The organism is Aeromonas sp. 96A, from assembly GCF_051919165.1.
GTDB classification, from domain to species: domain Bacteria; phylum Pseudomonadota; class Gammaproteobacteria; order Enterobacterales; family Aeromonadaceae; genus Aeromonas; species Aeromonas veronii.
This window is the reverse complement of sequence record NZ_JBQBFE010000001.1, coordinates 3,784,394-3,801,347: the sequence shown is the minus strand read 5'-3', so window position 1 is coordinate 3,801,347 and position 16,954 is coordinate 3,784,394. Positions and strand designations below refer to the sequence as shown.

The window sequence follows — 16,954 nt, the reverse complement described above, 5'->3', positions numbered from 1 at the left end:
TCCCGCTCCATTCTCCCCTGCGTGATCTAGCTCACAACTTGAGCCATCGACCTTGTTGCTCAGAACAGCCTTGATGTCAAAAAAGTCACTAGAAAATAATTCATTGAATTTAATCTCTTTTTATCTTGTCAAAAACCGTCACACCCAGTCTTGATAACGACCTCGTCACCTCAATTAAACAACGATGGATTCAGGCCCAGTCAAGGTTGGGACGCCTACCGTGTGGCTATCGGACTATTTCCGATTTCACAGAACCGACAACAAGTTCGGAAGTGTTTACATCAGAGGAATAACGCATATGAAGAAGTCTGCACTGACTATTGCCATCTCCAGCCTGCTGCTGGCGAGCGGCGCCCATGCTGCTACCGTTTACAACCAGAACGATACCAAGCTGGAAATCGGCGGCCGTGCACAAGGTGCTTACTACGGCACTGACAACAACGGTGCCGAAGGTGACCAGAGCTACTTCCGTCTGCACGTTGCTGGCGAGACCAAGATTGCGCCCGAGATGAAGGCGTTCGGCTTTGCCGAGTACAACCTGCCGACCTCCGGTTCTGACAACGACGAGCTGCGTTATGCCTATGCCGGCATCAAGCACGACCGTTTCGGCGCCTTCAGCTATGGTCGTCAGGATGGCCTGTTCACCAAGGCCGTCAACAACTATACCGACGTCCTGCCTGAGTGGGGCGGTGACGGCCTGGGCAAAAATACCGAAGTATTCGGTACCGGCCGTACCAACGGTCTGGCCCAGTACATCTACACCTATCAGGGGCTGACCCTGGGTGCCCAGTTCACCGGTAACAATGATCCGCAGAATTCTGGTCGCACTGCGACTGATAAAGATTTCAGCGTTGACCACGATAAAGGCACTGTTATCGGTAATGACACAACCTGGAACAGCACTGGTTCCAAAGAGGGCTTCGCAGTATCTGCCAACTACGATTTCGATATGGGCCTGAGCCTGGGTGCAGCCTATAACCAGGCTGGCAAGACCGACGAGCAAGCTCGCTACGCCGCCTTCGGTGGCGACAAGGATGCCAAGCTGATGGGCTTTGGTGCCAAATATGCAACTGGCGACCTCTACCTGGCTGCAACCTACTCCCACGGTGAAGACCACCTGTTCGTCAAGAACGGTTACGCCGAGAAGATGGATGGCTACGAAGCCGTTGCCCAGTACAGCATTGGCAAGTTCAAGCCTTCTCTGGCCTACCTGCGCACTGATGTAAAAGATACCGCTCACGGTATCGATGATACCTACACCGAGTACGTATCTATCGGTGCCTGGTACAACTTCACCGAGAACTTCAACGCCTACGTTGATTACAAGCTGAACCTGCTGGACTCCGTAAATGGCAAGTCCACCAACTCTCTGGGCCAGAACACCGATGACGTAGTCGCGGTTGCCCTGCAGTACAACTTCTAAGTAATTGGAAGTCAGTTATACCCTGTGATACCAATGTCTACTGTTTGAATTACTTCCGGCCGCTCTGCGGCCGGTTTTTTATTGCGCCTTTTCAGCACCTTGCATATAACTATCGAGCGGATTGATGGCAATATCCGCGTCGTTGACAGGGAGTGACAAGGAGATATTCACGGATGAGACAAGCGCGCGGGAACATAGACTGGCAACGCGGGTGGCTGTTGTTGCCACTGCTGTTTATATCGCTCATCTGGAGCAGCACGGCAGATGCCAGCTGGGATCAGAGCCTCTATCGTCAGCTGGGTCTGGCCGGCAAGCTGGATAAACAGACCTTTCGTCAGGCCCTCAACAGTTATCAAACCGTGCGCCACAAACGCAAACCCATTCTCACCATCATCGATTACAGCAAGCCATCCACCCAGCGCAGACTGTTTGTCATCGATATGAAACGCCACAAGCTGCTTTATCACACCTGGGTCAGCCATGGCCGCAACTCAGGTGAACTGGCCGCAAAACACTTTTCCAACCAGCTCAACTCCCGCCAAAGTTCCCTTGGCGTCTATCGCACCGCAGAAACCTATCTGGGCAAGCATGGCTACTCCCTGCGGCTGGACGGGCTCAGCCCCGGCAAGAACAGCAATGCCCGCAAGCGTGCCATCGTGGTACATGGCGCCGCCTATGCCAGCCCGACACATCTGCGCAAATATGACAAGCTGGGCCGCAGCTGGGGTTGCCCCGCCCTGCCCAAAGAGCAGGCCAGGGCCATCATAGATACCATCAAGGGGGGGAGTATCATCTACGCCCACGGCTAGCGGGCACAACACCAGAAAACGCAAGGCCAGCAATCGCTGGCCTTGTTTGTTACGCTTTTCACACTAAACGTGGCGCGTTATTGGCGCACCACCAGTACCGGACAGGGTGCATGACGCACCACAGACTCGGCGACACTGCCTACCAGCAGATGGCTGATACCGGAGCGACCGTGGCTGCCCATCACGATCAGCTCAACCTCATCCTCCTTGGCCTGAATGACAATTTCATCGGCGGCGCGGCCAAAGCGAATATCAAAGGTGGCCGGGATCGGCAGGGTGGCAACCAGCTCTTTGAGCTGGGTTCTGGCCTGACGCTCCATCTCGTGGGTTATCTCGATGGCCGTCATATGAAGGATCTTGTAACTGTCAAAACCGTGTAGTTGATCAACCACGTGGATCAGCTTGAGCTGGGCCTGATGGCTCTGTGCCATGAAAACGGCATAGTCGAGTACCGCGCGAGACATTTGGGAAAAATCGACTGGACAGAGCAGAGTCTTGATCGATGGCATAATGCAGTCTCCTCTACTGATTGGGGTGCTATTGAATCTTTACTCGATCATAACGATCCGACCGCAAATAACCCTCGACCCTGTCGCAAAATGGAGATGCGGGATGTTTTCTCCGCCCGCCGCGATCAATGCATGGTATAAATCAGGTGATAAATGCTCTCCTCACCCCTGCGAGGATAATGCTGACCATGCTGCGCATCGGTTGTTTGCTGCTTTGCTCTCTGTGTGCGATCGCCCACGCTCGCACAGCCGATATTCACGTCTATTGCGATGGCTGGCCCGGTTTCTGCCAACCGGATGGCCGCGGTATCTATCTCGATCTGGTGCGAACCATCTACCAACCCCACGGCTATCAGATCGTGCCCCATATCGTGCCTTACAAACGCTCCGTTGCCATGGTAGCCAGGCAAGAGGGGGATATGGCGATGAGTGTCTATCTGGACGAGATCAAGGGGGTCAAACAGCCCCGTCAGCCAGCCTCCGCCGATGATGTGACCGTCTTCATGCTCAAGCAGTGGCAGCCACAATGGCGGGGAGAGCGCAGCCTGGAGGGAGAGACCGTACTCTGGCGGCGAGGATGGGTGCTGGATAAATATCTTCCGGTCTCCATGCGGTGGCACGAGATCGACAACCATGAGATGGCCCTGCAGCTGATTGGCAAGGGGCGCTATCGCTATTACCTGACCGCTGGCGTGCTCCATTCCACCGATGAGACCCCGGCCAATATGTACCGCACCATTTTGCGCTGGATCCCGACTTACCCCATTTTTGCCGATACCGAGCAGGGCGACCGGCTACTGCAGCTGTGGGATCAGGAGATGGTGAATTTGATCCGTCACGGCACGCTGGCCGAGATATATCGCCATTATCACCTCTATGACTACTATCGCGACTTTCTTGAGGAGCAGGCGGTCAAGGCCGGCGAAAACTGATCCCACCATAGGGGAAAGAGAAGGATACCGCAGCCCCGTCAACAGCAACCACCGCCAGCAACCAGTCTATGAACAACACAGTTTCCATTACGGTTTGACTGACCGTGGCCACGCCACAACTCAGGGTTGCCGGAACCCCTTCGCCAAGCGGTCATAGAGGATCACATTGACCGAGGCGGCCAGATTCATGCAGCCCTGAGTCGGCACATAGACCACATCTTTCACCGCGCCATAGAGGGCGGGATCGAGCGTGCCATCCTCCGGCCCGAAGATATAAAAAGCGCGTTCCGGATGGACATAGTCGGGGAGCGGCGTAGCGCCATCGATCAGATCAACCACCACGGGCACGCATCCCTGCGGGATAAACGCCATCAGATCATCCACCCCGAGCAGCGGGATCTTCTCCACCATCTGCTTGGTATCAGTGGCAAAGCGGCGCGCCAGCTCGAAGCGGTTGCCGGTGTAGTAGACCTCATCCACCCCGTAACAACCCGCAGCCCGCATCACTGAGCCGACATTTTCCGGAGACTTGGGATTGACCAACCCCACGCAGCAGAATGCACTCTTTTCCATCATCTCTCCTTATCTTGCGGCGGCCATTATAAGCCGTTGCAGGGCCACCGACCCGTTAAAAGTCCCCTCCCCGGCTAAACCGCTTGCCAACCCAGCTTTGAGTGTCGATTTTTTGTGCGCAAGCCAACAAATTTTGTACAAGCCGATAGCCAGCAAACGTTTCCCGGCAATAATGGACAAACGTTTGCAAATGGATGTTTGTCTATGACTGAGCGTGAACAAGAGATCCTCGCCCTGCTGCGTCAGGATCCCATGATTGCCCAGCAGGAGCTGGCCGATCGCCTTGGCATCAGCCGCTCCGCGCTGGCCAGCCACATCTCCAGCCTGATCCGGCAGGGATATGTGCAAGGCAGAGGTTATGTACTGCGAGAGGGCCCCTACGTGGTGGTGATCGGCGGTGCCAATATGGATATTTGCGGCACCAGCCATGACAACCTGCTGCTTGGCGACTCCAACCCGGGCAAGGTGCGCACCTCGGCCGGTGGTGTCGGCCGCAATATCGCCGAGAATCTGGCTCGGCTCGGCAGCGACACCCGGCTGCTGACAGCGGTCGGCAACGACCAGTATGGCCACCATCTATTGGAGGTGAGCCAGCGGGCTGGCGTCGATGTGCGCCAGACCCTGGTGCTCGATGGCCACACTACCTCTTGCTACCTCAGCCTGCATGATGGTAGCGGCGAAATGAGCTGCGCCATCAATGACATGGCCATTATCGAGCAGCTCACTCCTGCCCGCCTGACCCCCCTCGCAGGCTTTCTCGGCGGTGCCCGGCTCTGGGTACTCGACACCAATCTTGCCATCCACACCCTCGACTGGCTGTTCGAACGGCAGGGTGATCACGCCATCTTTGTCGATACCGTTTCGGTGGCCAAGGTGGAGAAGATCCGCCCCTGGCTCGGCAAGATCCACACCCTCAAACCCAATCGCAGCGAAGCAGAGCAGCTGTGCGGCATGACCATCGCCGGGCCCGAAACCTGGCCCATGGTGGCCGCCTGGTTCCACCGCGCCGGGGTCAAGCGACTGTTCCTCAGTCTGGGTGAACAGGGGATCTTCTACAGCGATGGCGAGCAGCAGGGCCACCTGCCGGTGCTGGGCAGTCCGGTGCTCAACGTCACCGGCGGCGGGGATGCCTTTATGGCTGGCCTCGCCCACGCCTGGCTGCAAGAGCTCGACATAGCCCAGACCACCCGCTTTGCCCTGGGCTGCGCCGCCCTCACCGTCAATTGTTCCGATACCGTTTTTTCCGGTCTGAGCAAGACCGCCGTTGACCGCATACTGGAGGAGTACTCATGCTGAACGCTTACCTCGATATCCAACCGGAAGTTGCTGCCGCGCTGGCCGCCGGCAAACCGGTCGTCGCCCTCGAATCCACCATCATCTCCCACGGCATGCCCTATCCGCAGAACGTGGAGACGGCCCGTCAGGTGGAGCAGGTAGTGCGCAATAACGGCGCCATTCCGGCGACCATCGCCATCCTAGACGGCCGCCTCAAGGTGGGTCTCGATGCGGGTGCACTGGAAGCGCTCGGCCGGGCAGGCCACAGCGTGACCAAGTGCAGCCGCCGCGACATTCCGTTCGTACTGGCGCGCAAGGGGATGGGGGCCACCACGGTCGCCTCCACCATGATCATCGCCGCCATGGCGGGGATCCGGGTCTTTGCCACCGGCGGTATCGGCGGGGTACATCGCGGTGCGCAAGAGACCTTCGATATCTCCGCTGATCTGCAGGAGCTGGCACAAACGCCTGTAGCCGTAGTTTGCGCCGGTGCCAAGTCGATCCTCGATATCGGACTGACCCTGGAGTATCTGGAGACCCAGGGCGTGCCGGTGATCGGCTATCAAGCCGAAGATCTGCCCGCCTTCTACACCCGCGAGAGCGGCTTCAAGGTCGACTACCGACTGGAGAGTCCGGCTGCCATCGCCGAGGCGCTTCGCCTCAAGTGGGAGCTGGGACTGGCGGGCGGTGCTGTGGTGGCCAACCCCATCCCGAGCGCACACGCCATGCCGAAAGCTGATATCGACGCAGCCATTGCCCAAGCGCTGCGTGAAGCGGATGAGCAGGGGATCAAGGGCAAGGCGTCAACCCCCTTCCTGCTGGCCCGCGTCTGCGAGCTGACTGGCGGCAACTCGCTGGCGGCCAACATACAGCTGGTACTGAACAATGCGGCACTTGGCGCCCGCATCGCCGCCGCACTTTAATTGCACACCGATACCTCACCATGTAAAAGAGGGCCTAGCGGCCCTCTTGTTGTTTTTGCTATCTGCAGTGCTATTGCAACGCTGTGTTATTGCAGCACCACGCGCCCATTGAGGGGCTGCACCGGCCGGTTGTTGGGGTGGTGCATCACCGCCTTGAAGGCGTCGATCTGGGCCTGACTGACCTCGACAGGCTGCTTCATCACCAGCCAGCGCACTCCTTCCGAGCAGGGAGGCGTAGTAAGGGAACCGCTGAAGCGATAGTAGTCACGATTCTCAGGCAGCAGTTGCTCAGCAGAGAGCGGCGCCTTGAGGGCCTGGGTCTCCCCCACCTTGGCCGGTAATGCACTCCAGGCTGCCGCCAGCGCCGGATTGGCCTTGCCAACCTCGAACATCACCGCCACCACGGCGATCTCTCCCTTGTCACTGACGTGCACCAGATGCCCTTCCAGCGGATAGGATTTGCCCTCGATGAGGTTTTCACTTGGGGCATGGAAGTGGAACTGCTTGAGCTCAAACCTGGTGCCATCGAGTTGCAAGATGCTGCCCGGGGCATAACCGACCTGCACGGTATGACCGTTGTTGACCACTGTGTCGCCACCCGCCTGATAGTGGAGTACCAGCGGGGCCAGTTTGGCCTCGACCAATCCGTTCAGGTCAACCGGCGACTGATTGCTACCCGCACACTGGCCAAACTCAGGGGTCAGCTTGGCCCAGTGGGCAGGTCCCGCCTCACCGCTATATTCCCAATGGGGGGTGGCAGCAAACACGACAGGGCACAGCAACAGGGCGCAGGCCAACAGAGACTTTCTCATCATACATCCTTATCTTGATTGAAAAGCACGACCATCCGGCGCCGCTCCAAAGAACAAGACGACAGAGGGTGTTGAAACGCAGGGTACAATTTGCTCATCCTGTCGGTTTATTATTAATGATGCATTTGATAGGTATTTATTTAACGGCAGAATGGCAAAGCATATTGAATAATCGCTTTATTCAATGACAGCAATCTAATTAATCGCCTGTTCATTTTCTTTGCTTCGCACATAATCCAGACATGATGCTAACTCCATACTCTCCTCTTAATTATCCTGCCCCCATTTTGCCAACAAATCATATGTGATTGTTTTTATTGTAAATAATCAAGCAAGCCTGACTTTGATCAATTAATGAACAGCACTTTGACGTCATCCTTGTCTTGCTGGCATAAACAGCTTCAAGGGAGATGACGCAATGAGAAAATATTGTTTGCTAGTGGCACTGATATTACCCGGTGCCGGTTGGGCGAATGAACCCATACAGCCCGTGGAACCAGCCAAGGTGACAAACCCGGAAAAAGTCGAGTTGGGCAAGATGCTGTTTTTCGAGCCAAGACTCTCCAAATCCGGCGCAATCTCTTGTAACTCCTGCCATAACCTGGCGACCGGAGGGGTGGATAATCAAGTCAGCTCACTCGGCCATAAATGGAAAGTGGGCCCTATTAATTCACCGACCGTACTCAACTCCAGCCTCAACTTCGTGCAGTTCTGGGATGGTCGCGCCAAGGATCTGAAAGAGCAGGCGGCGGGCCCCATCGCCAACCCACTGGAGATGGCATTTACCCACAATCTGGCGGTCGAAACTCTGCATACCCTGCCTGGCTATCGTACCCGCTTCAGCGCCGTTTATGGCAAGGACAACTTCGGCATTGACGAGGTCACCGATGCCATCGCTGCTTTTGAAGAGACCTTGGTTACCCCCAATGCCCCGTTTGACCGCTGGTTGAAAGGGGATAGCAAGGCACTGACCGCACAACAGCTGAAAGGGTATGAGCTGTTCAAAGCCAAAGGATGCACGACATGCCACAACGGGGTCGCTATCGGCGGCAACTCTTATCAGAAGATGGGACTGGTCAAGAGTTACAAAACGGACAACCCGGCTCAGGGTCGCGGTGCCGTCACCGGAGAGAAGCAGTTCATCGGCTGGTTCAAGGTACCCACCCTGCGTAATATCGAGCTGACTTATCCCTACTTCCACGATGGTGCAGTATGGGATCTGAAAGAGGCAGTCCAGATCATGGCTGATATCCAGCTGGGGCAGCGCCTCACAGATCAGGAAGCCGAAGATATGACTGCCTACCTCAAGAGCCTGACCGGTGAGCAGCCGCAGATCGTGTTGCCACAACTCCCACCGTCACAACCTGATACCCCCAAACCAGAGGTAAAAAGCTGATAAAAAACAACAGGGGCCGTGGCCCCTGTTGTCTGCTACCTTACCGGACGATTCAGCGATCCCGATTCAGGGCGATCAGACGATCAAGAATCGCTTCACCATCGGCACGCAAACCGTTGTGCTCATATTCATTGGTGATCCAGGCGCGACTGCTCCCCAGGCCACGCAGAGTTTCGCGGCTGTAGTCAAACTCCACATACATATCCTCGGCATAAACGGCGCATGCTACCGGCACCTGGTTGCGGGCCAGTTGTGCCGGGTCATAGAGCGCCCCCCAGTCCGCCTTGTTGGCCAGCAGATGAGCCGCCTCTTTCAGGGGCAGCAACTCGCGGAACTGCTCGAACATCCAAGGGTAAACCATCTCGCCGGTGAAGGCGAAATCCTTGCCGGGTGCCCAGTTCACCGCCGGGAATTCCCCTCTGACCCGCTCCGCCGCCCAGCGAGTCGCCTCCCCTTCGGCGTAGATAGCCTCGTGCAAGATGGCAAACAGCGGGTTGGTATTGAATGGCTGCATGCTCTGCACCTGATAGAGAAAGGCTGGGCTCAGCTTGTCGCCGATAAAGGCCTCTTCCAGCAGGTAATAAAGCTCCTCGAAGGCACCCGTGGCACCGAGATCCAGCCCTTGCTGCTGGAACTGCTCCACCGTCAGGCGCTGGCCGTTGGGCAGTCGCACATCATGCTGGTGCAGATGGTTGGCCAGCCGGTTGGCAATCCCCTGAGCGTGGGGGAAGCGGGCGAAGAAGGCTCGGTTCTTGTCAGCCACCCGCTGGTAGGTGGCGCGGTACACCTCCTCGGCGCTGCGGCCAATCGGCGCGATGCCGCCGGTGATATAGACCTCCCGCAGACTGTCGGGGAAGAGCGAGAGATAGGTCAGGCAGCAAAAACCGCCAAAGCTTTGCCCCAGCAGGCTCCAGCGATGCTTGGGGCTAAGCTCCTGCCGGATGAACTCGGCATCTTGCACTATGCTGTCGGCGCGAAAATGGCCGAGATACTCCGCCTGCTCGGCCGGGGTCATTTTGGCCAGACTATGCCCGTGGATGGGGTTCGACATCCCGGTGCCACGCTGATCCAGCAGCAGCACTCTGAACTCCTGCAACGCCCGCTTGAGCCAACCGCTGTTGGCCGTCGGGCGCGGAGCCCCGAATCCCGGCCCCCCTTGCAGAAAAAGCAGCCAGGGCAACGTCTCATCGAGCTTGTCTTTACGGCAGAGGGTGCGGGCAAACAGGGTAATGCTGTCACCATCCGGCTCATCATGATCGAGGGGAACGGTAAAAAAGTGCGGCTCGCAATGAATGCCGTCCAGTATATAGCTTAAGGGGCTGTTCATCTGGGATCTCTCCGTCAGGATGGGAACATCATTGACCCCATCATATCCCCGCCCAGCCACAGGGTCACTCCGGTTTCCCAAAATGTTAACAATGGCTTAAAGGTCAAAACATCACCAGACAAGCCGCTCTTCAACAGTGCTGAATTAATTGTTTTGCAGGGGAGATTGACGCCATGGCGCCATTCAACAAAGATGGCTCGCCTGCACAGGAGTGCAGCCATTCAGGCCGACAAAATGGATAAGGGAATGTGATGAAACCGAAGTGGATCAGGGCCAGAAAAAGAGAGAAGAAGCCATGCCCTGGCAGCATGTTGCAGACCGGAATGCTGCTGTTCAGTGCCACCTGTGGCGCAACGCTCTTTTTGGCAGCATGCAACAGCAACTAGAAATGAAAAAGCCCGCTCGATTGAGCGGGCTTTTCGAATTTGGCTCCTCCTACTGGACTTGAACCAGTGACATACGGATTAACAGTCCGCCGTTCTACCGACTGAACTAAGGAGGAATTGTGGTGCCCAGAGACGGAATCGAACCGCCGACACGGGGATTTTCAATCCCCTGCTCTACCGACTGAGCTATCTGGGCAACGGCGCGCATTAAACCCTTTCCAGCGCAGAGTGTCAACCATGATGGCACGATAAAAAGTGCGTTCGCTCAACAACCGAACGAAGCGACCATTTATTATCCATTTCAGTCCTGTTTGCCATACTTGCTGACCTCTGCACGCCCTGCAGGCTGCGCCAATATGATGGAAATTCGAGGTTCAGTGGGTCCGCCGCATTGAGCCGAATCCACTCTGCGAGTATGCTTTGCCGCAATGATACCGCCTGGAGGCAACATGAGTCTGAATATGCAAGAGTGGCGTGATGAGACCACCGAGATCGTCAACGAACTGCTGGCCGATGGCAGCAATCCCGATGCGGATTACGACATCGAGCACCACTTCGCCTGCCAGGATTTCGACCGTCTGGAAAAAGCAGCGGTTGACCTGTTCAAGGCCGGTTTTGAAGTGACCGATGCCGAAGAGATGGAACTGGATGACGGCGCCACCATCTTCTGCTTCGATGCCACCATCGAGTGCAAACTGAATGTCGAAGCGATCGTCGCCGATATCGCCAAGATGCTGCCCATCCTGGAAAAATACGGGGTGGATTACGATGGTTGGGGCACCTACTTCCAGGATTGATCCTGCCTCCATCGTAAAACAACAAGGCCACCTTGCGGTGGCCTTGTTGTTTCTGACGATCTCTCACGCCAGATAGCTGGCAGCAAACTCCGCCGGCGGCAGGGGGCGGCTGAACAGATAGCCCTGTAACCGATCACACCCCGCCTCGGTCAGCCACAACTGCTGCTCGGGTGTCTCTACCCCTTCGGCAGTGATGCTGATCCCCAGCTCATGGCCCAACCCGATGACCGAACGCACGATAGCGGTGGTCGCGCTATTGCTGGCCAGCCCCTGAGTGAAGCTGCGATCCAGCTTGAGGGTCGCCACCTGCAAACGCGGCAGATAGGCCAGCGAACAGTAACCGGTACCAAAGTCGTCGATGGCCAGCTGAAAACCGGCGGCGATCAGGTTGTCGAGGTTGGTCTCAATCTCGTCTGCATTCTCCATCAGTACCCCTTCGGTGATCTCCAGCTCCAGCTGACTGGCCTTGAGACCATGGCGAGCGATGCAGGCAAAGACCCGCTCACAGAGCGCCGGATCACGGAACTGCAGCGGTGAGAGGTTGATGGAGAGCACCATATCCGGCTGCGCAGTTTGCCACTGCGCCAGCTGGGCACAGCCCTGCTCCAGCATCAACTGACCCAGTTGACCGATGATCCCCATCTCTTCCGCCAACGGAATGAATTCGTCGGGGGAGATCATCCCAAGCTCGGGATGGGGCCAGCGACAGAGCAGCTCGGCGCCGTGCAGCCGGTGAGTACGGGTACAGATAATGGGCTGATAGACGGCAACCAGCTGGGCGGACTTGATGGCGAGTGGCAACTGGGCAGCGATCAGCTGACGCCGCTTGAGCCGGGCATGCAGCTCGGGATCAAACAGGGTGCAGTACTGCTGCTGCCGTTTGCCCTGCGCCAGCGCAGCCTCGGCATGGCTGAGCAACCGCTCGGCATCGCTTGCCCGCCCCTGGGCCAGCCCCAGAAACACCGGGATCTGGATGCGATGATCTTCCACCTGATAGTGCTCCATCAACTGCTGCTGCAGATGCTGGCTCCACCCCTGCAATGGCTCGTTGAAGTCGGGCAACAGCAGGCTGAAGTCATCGGCAGCGACCCGACAGAGCAGGGAACGCGGCGGTACCAGCTGCTGCAACCGCTTGGCCACCTGGCTCAGCAGGCGGTCGGCAATCCGGATGCCGAAGCGATCGTTGATCTCACGAAAATGGTGCAGATCGACCAGCACCAATGTGGCACTGCGTCCCCCAAGATGGCGACTGGTCTGCAAGAACCGGGAGAGTTTGAGCAGCCCGGTCAGACTGTCGTAGTGCTGCTCCTGCTGCAACTGCGCCTGAGTGGTGCGCAGGCCGGTGATGTCACGCCCCAGCGTCAGGATCCCTAGGGAGTGGCCGTCACCATCGGGGACATCGACCCGGGTGATCTCCATGTGTCGCCCCTGCCCGCTGGCATCCAGCAGACAGCACTCGCCGTGGCCCATCCCCTGCGGCGCCGCCAGCCGGAACGGTAGCTGCTGACCCAGCACCTCATCGGCCCCATGGCCGATAAAGTCGAGAAACGCCTGATTGCACTCCAGCAACACCCCGTTATGATCATCGAAGCGGATCAGATCAGGAATGGCATCGAGCAGAAAACGCTGCAACAACTGCTGCTTTTTGACCGTCTGTTCCAGGCTCTTGCGCTGGGCAATCTCGTTAACCACGCCAAACACTGCACACGCCTCTCCCTGCGGGGTGTAAAGAGGCACCTTGTGCACCTCCATCCAGCAGGTATCACCGCCCCGGTTACAATGCAGTTGCTGATGAAGCAACGGCACACCCCCTGCCAGCAGCTGATCATCCTCACCGCGAAAAACATCGCCCCAGGGCATTTGCGCATCACTCTTGCCCACCACCTCGGCAGGCGACTCCAGCTTGGCTTCACGGGCGAACTCACGATTGGCGAACAGGTAACGCCCATGACTATCCCGACAGAAGATACTCATTGGCAATTGGTCGATGATCTGCTGCAGCAGATCCGGGGTGAGCATGTTGGTCACAGGGGTGCTTATGGAGGAATTTCGAGCAAATCTATGATAGCAAACCAATTTTGTAAAGCACCCCGATTACCTCCCCATAACACCGAACGCTGGATGGTTGCTGACAGAGATTGTCGCTCCGGCGATAATAGGCGCTGGTTGGCCAATGGCCTGGTGATATGGACGAGAGAAACAAGATGAAAAAGATTATGGGGAGCGCATTGGCGCTGCTGCTGGTTGGTTGTGCTGGTGACAATAACGGCGGTGAGGAGTATCGCTACAACCCGCCAATTGCCAAGGCAACCAACAATACTCAGGAAATGGCGATCCCGGTGGATCTGGTGTGGGCTCGCGCCGAGAAGTGGTTCACCGATCACGGCCTCACCATCGAAAACAGCCAGCGTGGCTCCGGCCTGATGACTGCCAACGTCAACCAGTCAGCCGACGGGCTGGAGTGGCTGGACTGCGGTACCATGGGTTCCAAAGTTGCACTGGGCAACCCGAACCTGCAGATCAACCTGATCATCACCCAGAGCGGCAACAGCAGCGTGGCCACCGTCAACGTCAAGGGCAACACCGAGCTGTTCTTCGTTGAATCCTCAGGCGAGCGCGTACCGGCCCCGTCCATCAAGCCGGTCTGTGTCTCCCGCGGTACCCTGGAGCAGAGCCTGTTCGCCACCCTCGGCAACTGATTTCGCTTCCCTGCAAAGATAAAAAAAGCGGCAGATTGCTCTGCCGCTTTTACTTTTCTACCGTCTGGTCGTCTTAGCCATGAGGCTTGTCGATCACCAATATGTTACGCAACATGTAATCGAGCACCTGCTCGGTCGTAGTATTAGAACCGCCTGTCAGGCTGTCGAAGGTATGATTCATCAACACAATCTCTTGAGTTGATGAGGTAACACTATTGTCTTCTCTGATAAACAGATGCACACCATCGCCCCCCTGAATAACAGAGAGTAGAGAAGTCAGATCATTCTGATTGTGAGAATCAAGTAAATCACTCAAGTCCAGCTTGTCTCCTTCCAAACGGTTAATGGTGCCTGACCCCTTGTTGAAGTCCATAATGTAATCCGTAGCTACGGCTCCTGATACCGTATCCCACTGATTCCAGACGAAAGTATCTGAGCCGCCGTCACCACGCATTACATCGTTGCCGAGCCCGCCGATTAGGATATCGTTTCCCAGACCGCCGCGCAGTGCATCGTTGTGACTGCCGCCATCGATATAGTCGTAACCGGTGCCGCCAAACAGGATATCCGAACCTGACTGCCCATAGATCTTGTCATTGCCGCTGCCACTGTTGACCACATCTGCTTGTCGGCTGCTCACATCAACACTCAGCAGCAGACCGTCACCATCGAGCATGGCATCAGCATCAGTGCTAGACAAGCTGCCTGTCATGATGTGATGAGCCTTGAGCTGATTTACCGTCAGTTGCAACGAATCGTCGGTACCGAATCCATCAGCCCCGGTTTTGCCTGCATAGATGACATCATTGCCGCTGCCGGTTTCAACATGGTCATTGCCGGCACCGCTGCTGACGATCTGGTCGGCACTTCCCTTGTTATAGCTGGTACCGGTATGTATATGGTCGGTACCGCCGTTACTGGTAGTGACTTCGCCCAGCAGATTACCGCCGAAGGATACCGCAAGCTGGTCAGGATTAGCCGCTCTCTCGCCATTGCGCACCACGATTGAGTCATTGAGGTCGGTACCATCTACCGTCAGCGGCAGATGAACCGGAACCCCGTTGCTGTCCACCGGGTTGACACTGATGGTCAGAGTACTGTTGGTGGTGTCGCCATCACCATCGCGCACGCTGTAGCTGAACACCTCACGCGCATCAGCCGGGATCTGGCTGCCATTCTTGGTGACCTGATAGGTATAGGCACCGTTGGCCAGAATGGTCAGTACCCCGTACAGACCCACTACCTGGGTGCCAGCACCGTTGGTATAGGTGGTAGAACTGCTGCCGACTCCGTAGCCTATGACACTCAGACCTCCATCAGCACCGGCAAGATCGTTGGCCAGCACATTACCTGTGGTCTGTGGCCGCTGATAACCAGACCCTTCAACCAACTTGACGATCAGATCGAAGCTGTTGCTGGCATTTTCGTTGGTGTAGATAGTCTTCACTACGTTGCCACCTGCATCACGGAAGCCCAGCACCTCTAGGCTGTAGACCTTGCCTTCAAAATTAAAGCTCGCGGTCGCAGTTCCGATGGTGATGATGTCCCTTGGATCGGACCAATTATTCGGAGTTTCGTTGTGATTGAAGTTGATGGTTACTGTCACCTGGGTCATCCTCCCCATTGAATCCATAACAGAAAAAGTGACCTCCATCGTTGCAGCACTGATAGCACTGTAATCAATCGGATTGTTGTAGTGGGTGAATGTGCCCAACTTGATCTCTTCATTGATCGGAATTGAACCATTCAACGCGGCATCATTGTCCATGAAGCCGTAACCCGATGGATTATTGCCTCCCCCCCAACGAATTTGATCCTTACCTGGGTTAATGTCATTGGAGTCACGAGCTTTCACATACGAACCACCACTCCAACTTACCCAGTTAGCATCAACCCCCGAGACTTGGAACGAATCAACAACCACATTAACTTTGGCATCATCGACCACGGCAACCGGAACATCATCACGCACGGCAACAATGAAATGGTCGGGAGTAGTGTCGAAACCTGCTTTGCTCACCTCGTAGTTCACGGTGATACGCAGTTCATCCTGACTGGTCAATTCGCTGCTTTGACCATCCACCAAGTGGCTGAGCGGCTTAATCAGAGTGAAGGTATAGCTCGGCGGATTTGCGTTGTTGTCTACCGTCACGGTAAAGGCCAGATTAGCCGGGATTTTGGTACCTATATACCCATTAATAAGCCCCGAACCAACCTGCTCCCAGTTCAACACTTGTCCTTCTATGCCAGTTATCCCGCCAATACTCAACAGCTTGAGCTGAACACCTGCCACGTTGTTACCACTACCATCTGTCACCTGTAGCTGCTGGGTTACAGAAAGCGGACCACTGATCGGTTCTCCGACAGGCTCTGGCAAACCAGCATTGCCACCAGACAAACCATCTTCATCAACCAGACCATTCTCTAAATGGACTCTAAAATCGTTATCGATGATGGTGCCAGTGCCACTCTTGTCACCTACGGTCACCTGCAGAGTCTCGTTAGTCTCAACCAGACGATCGTTCACTGTAGGCACGGTAACCGTGAAGCTGGTCACCCCTGCAGGTACGATCACACTCTTGCCATCAGCGCTCAGAGTCACACCATGGCTAAATGTTGGCCTTTCCCAATCAGCTCTTGTCGCGGCATTCATTCCTGTACCAGCAATGGAGAAGCTGTACTGGGTTACCACATTGGTCGCCCCGCTCAGGGTCACCACATGTTGCAGATTTGTACCTTCAAGCTCGCTGTCACTTGCTATATTGACCACTGCTGGGCGTACCAGCGGGTTGACAGCAAAGCTCCCTTGCGAGCCATCTTTATCGCGATCATATGCCATGAAGGTAAAGTCAATGTCGCCATCGTCCGGACGCTGCATCTCGGCATACTGGAAGAACTCCCATTTGCCGGTAGCAGGGGTGAACTCCAACTTGAAGACTAACTTGTTACTCTCATCATGCCCCAGCAGTGTATTGCTACCGCTATTGCTGATGGAGATACGAGATCCAGTGGCTGTCAATAAACCGTGCTCAAAGTCTGTATCCTTGATGTCAAGCGCCATATGCCCTTTGCCATCAGCACCCCATTGTGGTG

Annotated in this window: 14 protein-coding genes and 2 tRNA genes; 8 read left to right on the top strand and 8 right to left on the bottom strand. The window is 56.1% G+C overall.

Annotation, left to right across the window (positions count from 1 at the left end; all coding sequences use genetic code 11):
- The first annotated feature begins 298 nt into the window (after nucleotides 1-298).
- Nucleotides 299-1,423: a porin gene (locus ACTG2W_RS17665; RefSeq protein ID WP_106842887.1), complete on the top strand. Its 1,125-nt coding sequence runs from the start codon at nucleotides 299-301 to the stop codon at nucleotides 1,421-1,423.
- 173 nt (nucleotides 1,424-1,596) lie between these two features.
- Entirely contained in the window at nucleotides 1,597-2,232 is a 636-nt protein-coding gene (locus ACTG2W_RS17660) for a murein L,D-transpeptidase catalytic domain family protein (RefSeq protein ID WP_058058550.1), read from the top strand.
- Nucleotides 2,233-2,309: 77 nt separating this feature from the next.
- Here ACTG2W_RS17660 and ACTG2W_RS17655 read toward each other — a convergent pair whose 3' ends face one another.
- The gene (locus ACTG2W_RS17655) at nucleotides 2,310-2,741 is read right to left on the bottom strand and encodes a universal stress protein (protein ID WP_005335309.1); all 432 of its coding nucleotides are present in this window, start codon (nucleotides 2,739-2,741) and stop codon (nucleotides 2,310-2,312) included.
- Between the two features lie 188 nt (nucleotides 2,742-2,929).
- On the opposite strand from ACTG2W_RS17655, the gene ACTG2W_RS17650 reads away from it, so the two are divergent.
- Entirely contained in the window at nucleotides 2,930-3,673 is a 744-nt protein-coding gene (locus ACTG2W_RS17650; protein ID WP_106842917.1) for a hypothetical protein, read from the top strand.
- A gap of 120 nt (nucleotides 3,674-3,793) precedes the next feature.
- Here ACTG2W_RS17650 and ACTG2W_RS17645 read toward each other — a convergent pair whose 3' ends face one another.
- Nucleotides 3,794-4,246, bottom strand: coding sequence for an RNA methyltransferase (locus tag ACTG2W_RS17645; RefSeq protein WP_005335311.1), 453 nt, complete (start codon nucleotides 4,244-4,246; stop codon nucleotides 3,794-3,796).
- Nucleotides 4,247-4,450: 204 nt separating this feature from the next.
- Between ACTG2W_RS17645 and ACTG2W_RS17640 the strand changes: the two genes are divergently transcribed.
- The gene (locus ACTG2W_RS17640; protein ID WP_106842888.1) at nucleotides 4,451-5,542 is read left to right on the top strand and encodes a PfkB family carbohydrate kinase; all 1,092 of its coding nucleotides are present in this window, start codon (nucleotides 4,451-4,453) and stop codon (nucleotides 5,540-5,542) included.
- On the top strand, nucleotides 5,536-6,444 hold the full coding sequence (locus tag ACTG2W_RS17635) for a pseudouridine-5'-phosphate glycosidase (RefSeq protein WP_106842889.1): 909 nt from the start codon (nucleotides 5,536-5,538) through the stop codon (nucleotides 6,442-6,444). The genes ACTG2W_RS17640 and ACTG2W_RS17635 overlap by 7 nt, the downstream gene beginning before the upstream one ends.
- A gap of 86 nt (nucleotides 6,445-6,530) precedes the next feature.
- On the opposite strand, the gene ACTG2W_RS17630 is transcribed toward ACTG2W_RS17635, so the two are convergent.
- Nucleotides 6,531-7,256 carry a carbonic anhydrase gene (locus ACTG2W_RS17630; RefSeq protein ID WP_106842890.1) on the bottom strand — a complete coding sequence of 242 codons (726 nt, stop codon included), beginning with the start codon at nucleotides 7,254-7,256 and terminating at the stop codon, nucleotides 6,531-6,533.
- A gap of 418 nt (nucleotides 7,257-7,674) precedes the next feature.
- Here ACTG2W_RS17630 and ACTG2W_RS17625 point away from each other — a divergent pair, with 418 nt between their 5' ends.
- Nucleotides 7,675-8,652 (top strand): cytochrome-c peroxidase, encoded by a 978-nt coding sequence (locus ACTG2W_RS17625; protein WP_106842891.1) that lies wholly within the window; start codon nucleotides 7,675-7,677, stop codon nucleotides 8,650-8,652.
- A gap of 52 nt (nucleotides 8,653-8,704) precedes the next feature.
- Here the strand turns inward: ACTG2W_RS17625 and ACTG2W_RS17620 are convergent, their stop codons facing one another.
- From ACTG2W_RS17620 to ACTG2W_RS17610, 3 genes are all read right to left on the bottom strand, one after another.
- Nucleotides 8,705-9,979 carry an alpha/beta fold hydrolase gene (locus ACTG2W_RS17620; protein WP_440016439.1) on the bottom strand — a complete coding sequence of 425 codons (1,275 nt, stop codon included), beginning with the start codon at nucleotides 9,977-9,979 and terminating at the stop codon, nucleotides 8,705-8,707.
- Between the two features lie 426 nt (nucleotides 9,980-10,405).
- Nucleotides 10,406-10,481: transfer RNA gene (locus ACTG2W_RS17615), tRNA-Asn, on the bottom strand.
- 4 nt (nucleotides 10,482-10,485) lie between these two features.
- Nucleotides 10,486-10,561 (bottom strand) — tRNA-Phe (locus tag ACTG2W_RS17610).
- A 265-nt stretch (nucleotides 10,562-10,826) separates the two neighbouring features.
- On the opposite strand from ACTG2W_RS17610, the gene rraB reads away from it, so the two are divergent.
- Complete coding sequence (gene rraB / locus ACTG2W_RS17605; RefSeq protein ID WP_026034893.1) at nucleotides 10,827-11,162, top strand: ribonuclease E inhibitor RraB; 336 nt, start codon at nucleotides 10,827-10,829, stop codon at nucleotides 11,160-11,162.
- Nucleotides 11,163-11,225: 63 nt separating this feature from the next.
- Here rraB and ACTG2W_RS17600 read toward each other — a convergent pair whose 3' ends face one another.
- Entirely contained in the window at nucleotides 11,226-13,181 is a 1,956-nt protein-coding gene (locus tag ACTG2W_RS17600) for a sensor domain-containing protein (RefSeq protein WP_440016545.1), read from the bottom strand.
- 185 nt (nucleotides 13,182-13,366) lie between these two features.
- Between ACTG2W_RS17600 and ACTG2W_RS17595 the strand changes: the two genes are divergently transcribed.
- Nucleotides 13,367-13,861: a hypothetical protein gene (locus ACTG2W_RS17595; protein WP_005335330.1), complete on the top strand. Its 495-nt coding sequence runs from the start codon at nucleotides 13,367-13,369 to the stop codon at nucleotides 13,859-13,861.
- A 73-nt stretch (nucleotides 13,862-13,934) separates the two neighbouring features.
- Here the strand turns inward: ACTG2W_RS17595 and ACTG2W_RS17590 are convergent, their stop codons facing one another.
- Complete coding sequence (locus tag ACTG2W_RS17590; RefSeq protein WP_440016544.1) at nucleotides 13,935-16,922, bottom strand: choice-of-anchor K domain-containing protein; 2,988 nt, start codon at nucleotides 16,920-16,922, stop codon at nucleotides 13,935-13,937.
- Between the last annotated feature and the right edge of the window lie 32 nt (nucleotides 16,923-16,954).

Coding starts and splice junctions, on each gene's coding strand:
- ACTG2W_RS17665 (WP_106842887.1), top strand. CDS start 299: ATGAAGAAGTCTGCACTGACTATTGCCATCTCCAGCCTGCTGCTGGCG.
- ACTG2W_RS17660 (WP_058058550.1), top strand. CDS start 1,597: ATGAGACAAGCGCGCGGGAACATAGACTGGCAACGCGGGTGGCTGTTG.
- ACTG2W_RS17655 (WP_005335309.1), bottom strand. CDS start 2,741: ATGCCATCGATCAAGACTCTGCTCTGTCCAGTCGATTTTTCCCAAATG.
- ACTG2W_RS17650 (WP_106842917.1), top strand. CDS start 2,930: ATGCTGCGCATCGGTTGTTTGCTGCTTTGCTCTCTGTGTGCGATCGCC.
- ACTG2W_RS17645 (WP_005335311.1), bottom strand. CDS start 4,246: ATGGAAAAGAGTGCATTCTGCTGCGTGGGGTTGGTCAATCCCAAGTCT.
- ACTG2W_RS17640 (WP_106842888.1), top strand. CDS start 4,451: ATGACTGAGCGTGAACAAGAGATCCTCGCCCTGCTGCGTCAGGATCCC.
- ACTG2W_RS17635 (WP_106842889.1), top strand. CDS start 5,536: ATGCTGAACGCTTACCTCGATATCCAACCGGAAGTTGCTGCCGCGCTG.
- ACTG2W_RS17630 (WP_106842890.1), bottom strand. CDS start 7,256: ATGAGAAAGTCTCTGTTGGCCTGCGCCCTGTTGCTGTGCCCTGTCGTG.
- ACTG2W_RS17625 (WP_106842891.1), top strand. CDS start 7,675: ATGAGAAAATATTGTTTGCTAGTGGCACTGATATTACCCGGTGCCGGT.
- ACTG2W_RS17620 (WP_440016439.1), bottom strand. CDS start 9,979: ATGAACAGCCCCTTAAGCTATATACTGGACGGCATTCATTGCGAGCCG.
- rraB (WP_026034893.1), top strand. CDS start 10,827: ATGCAAGAGTGGCGTGATGAGACCACCGAGATCGTCAACGAACTGCTG.
- ACTG2W_RS17600 (WP_440016545.1), bottom strand. CDS start 13,181: ATGCTCACCCCGGATCTGCTGCAGCAGATCATCGACCAATTGCCAATG.
- ACTG2W_RS17595 (WP_005335330.1), top strand. CDS start 13,367: ATGAAAAAGATTATGGGGAGCGCATTGGCGCTGCTGCTGGTTGGTTGT.
- ACTG2W_RS17590 (WP_440016544.1), bottom strand. CDS start 16,922: ATGGCGCTTGACATCAAGGATACAGACTTTGAGCACGGTTTATTGACA.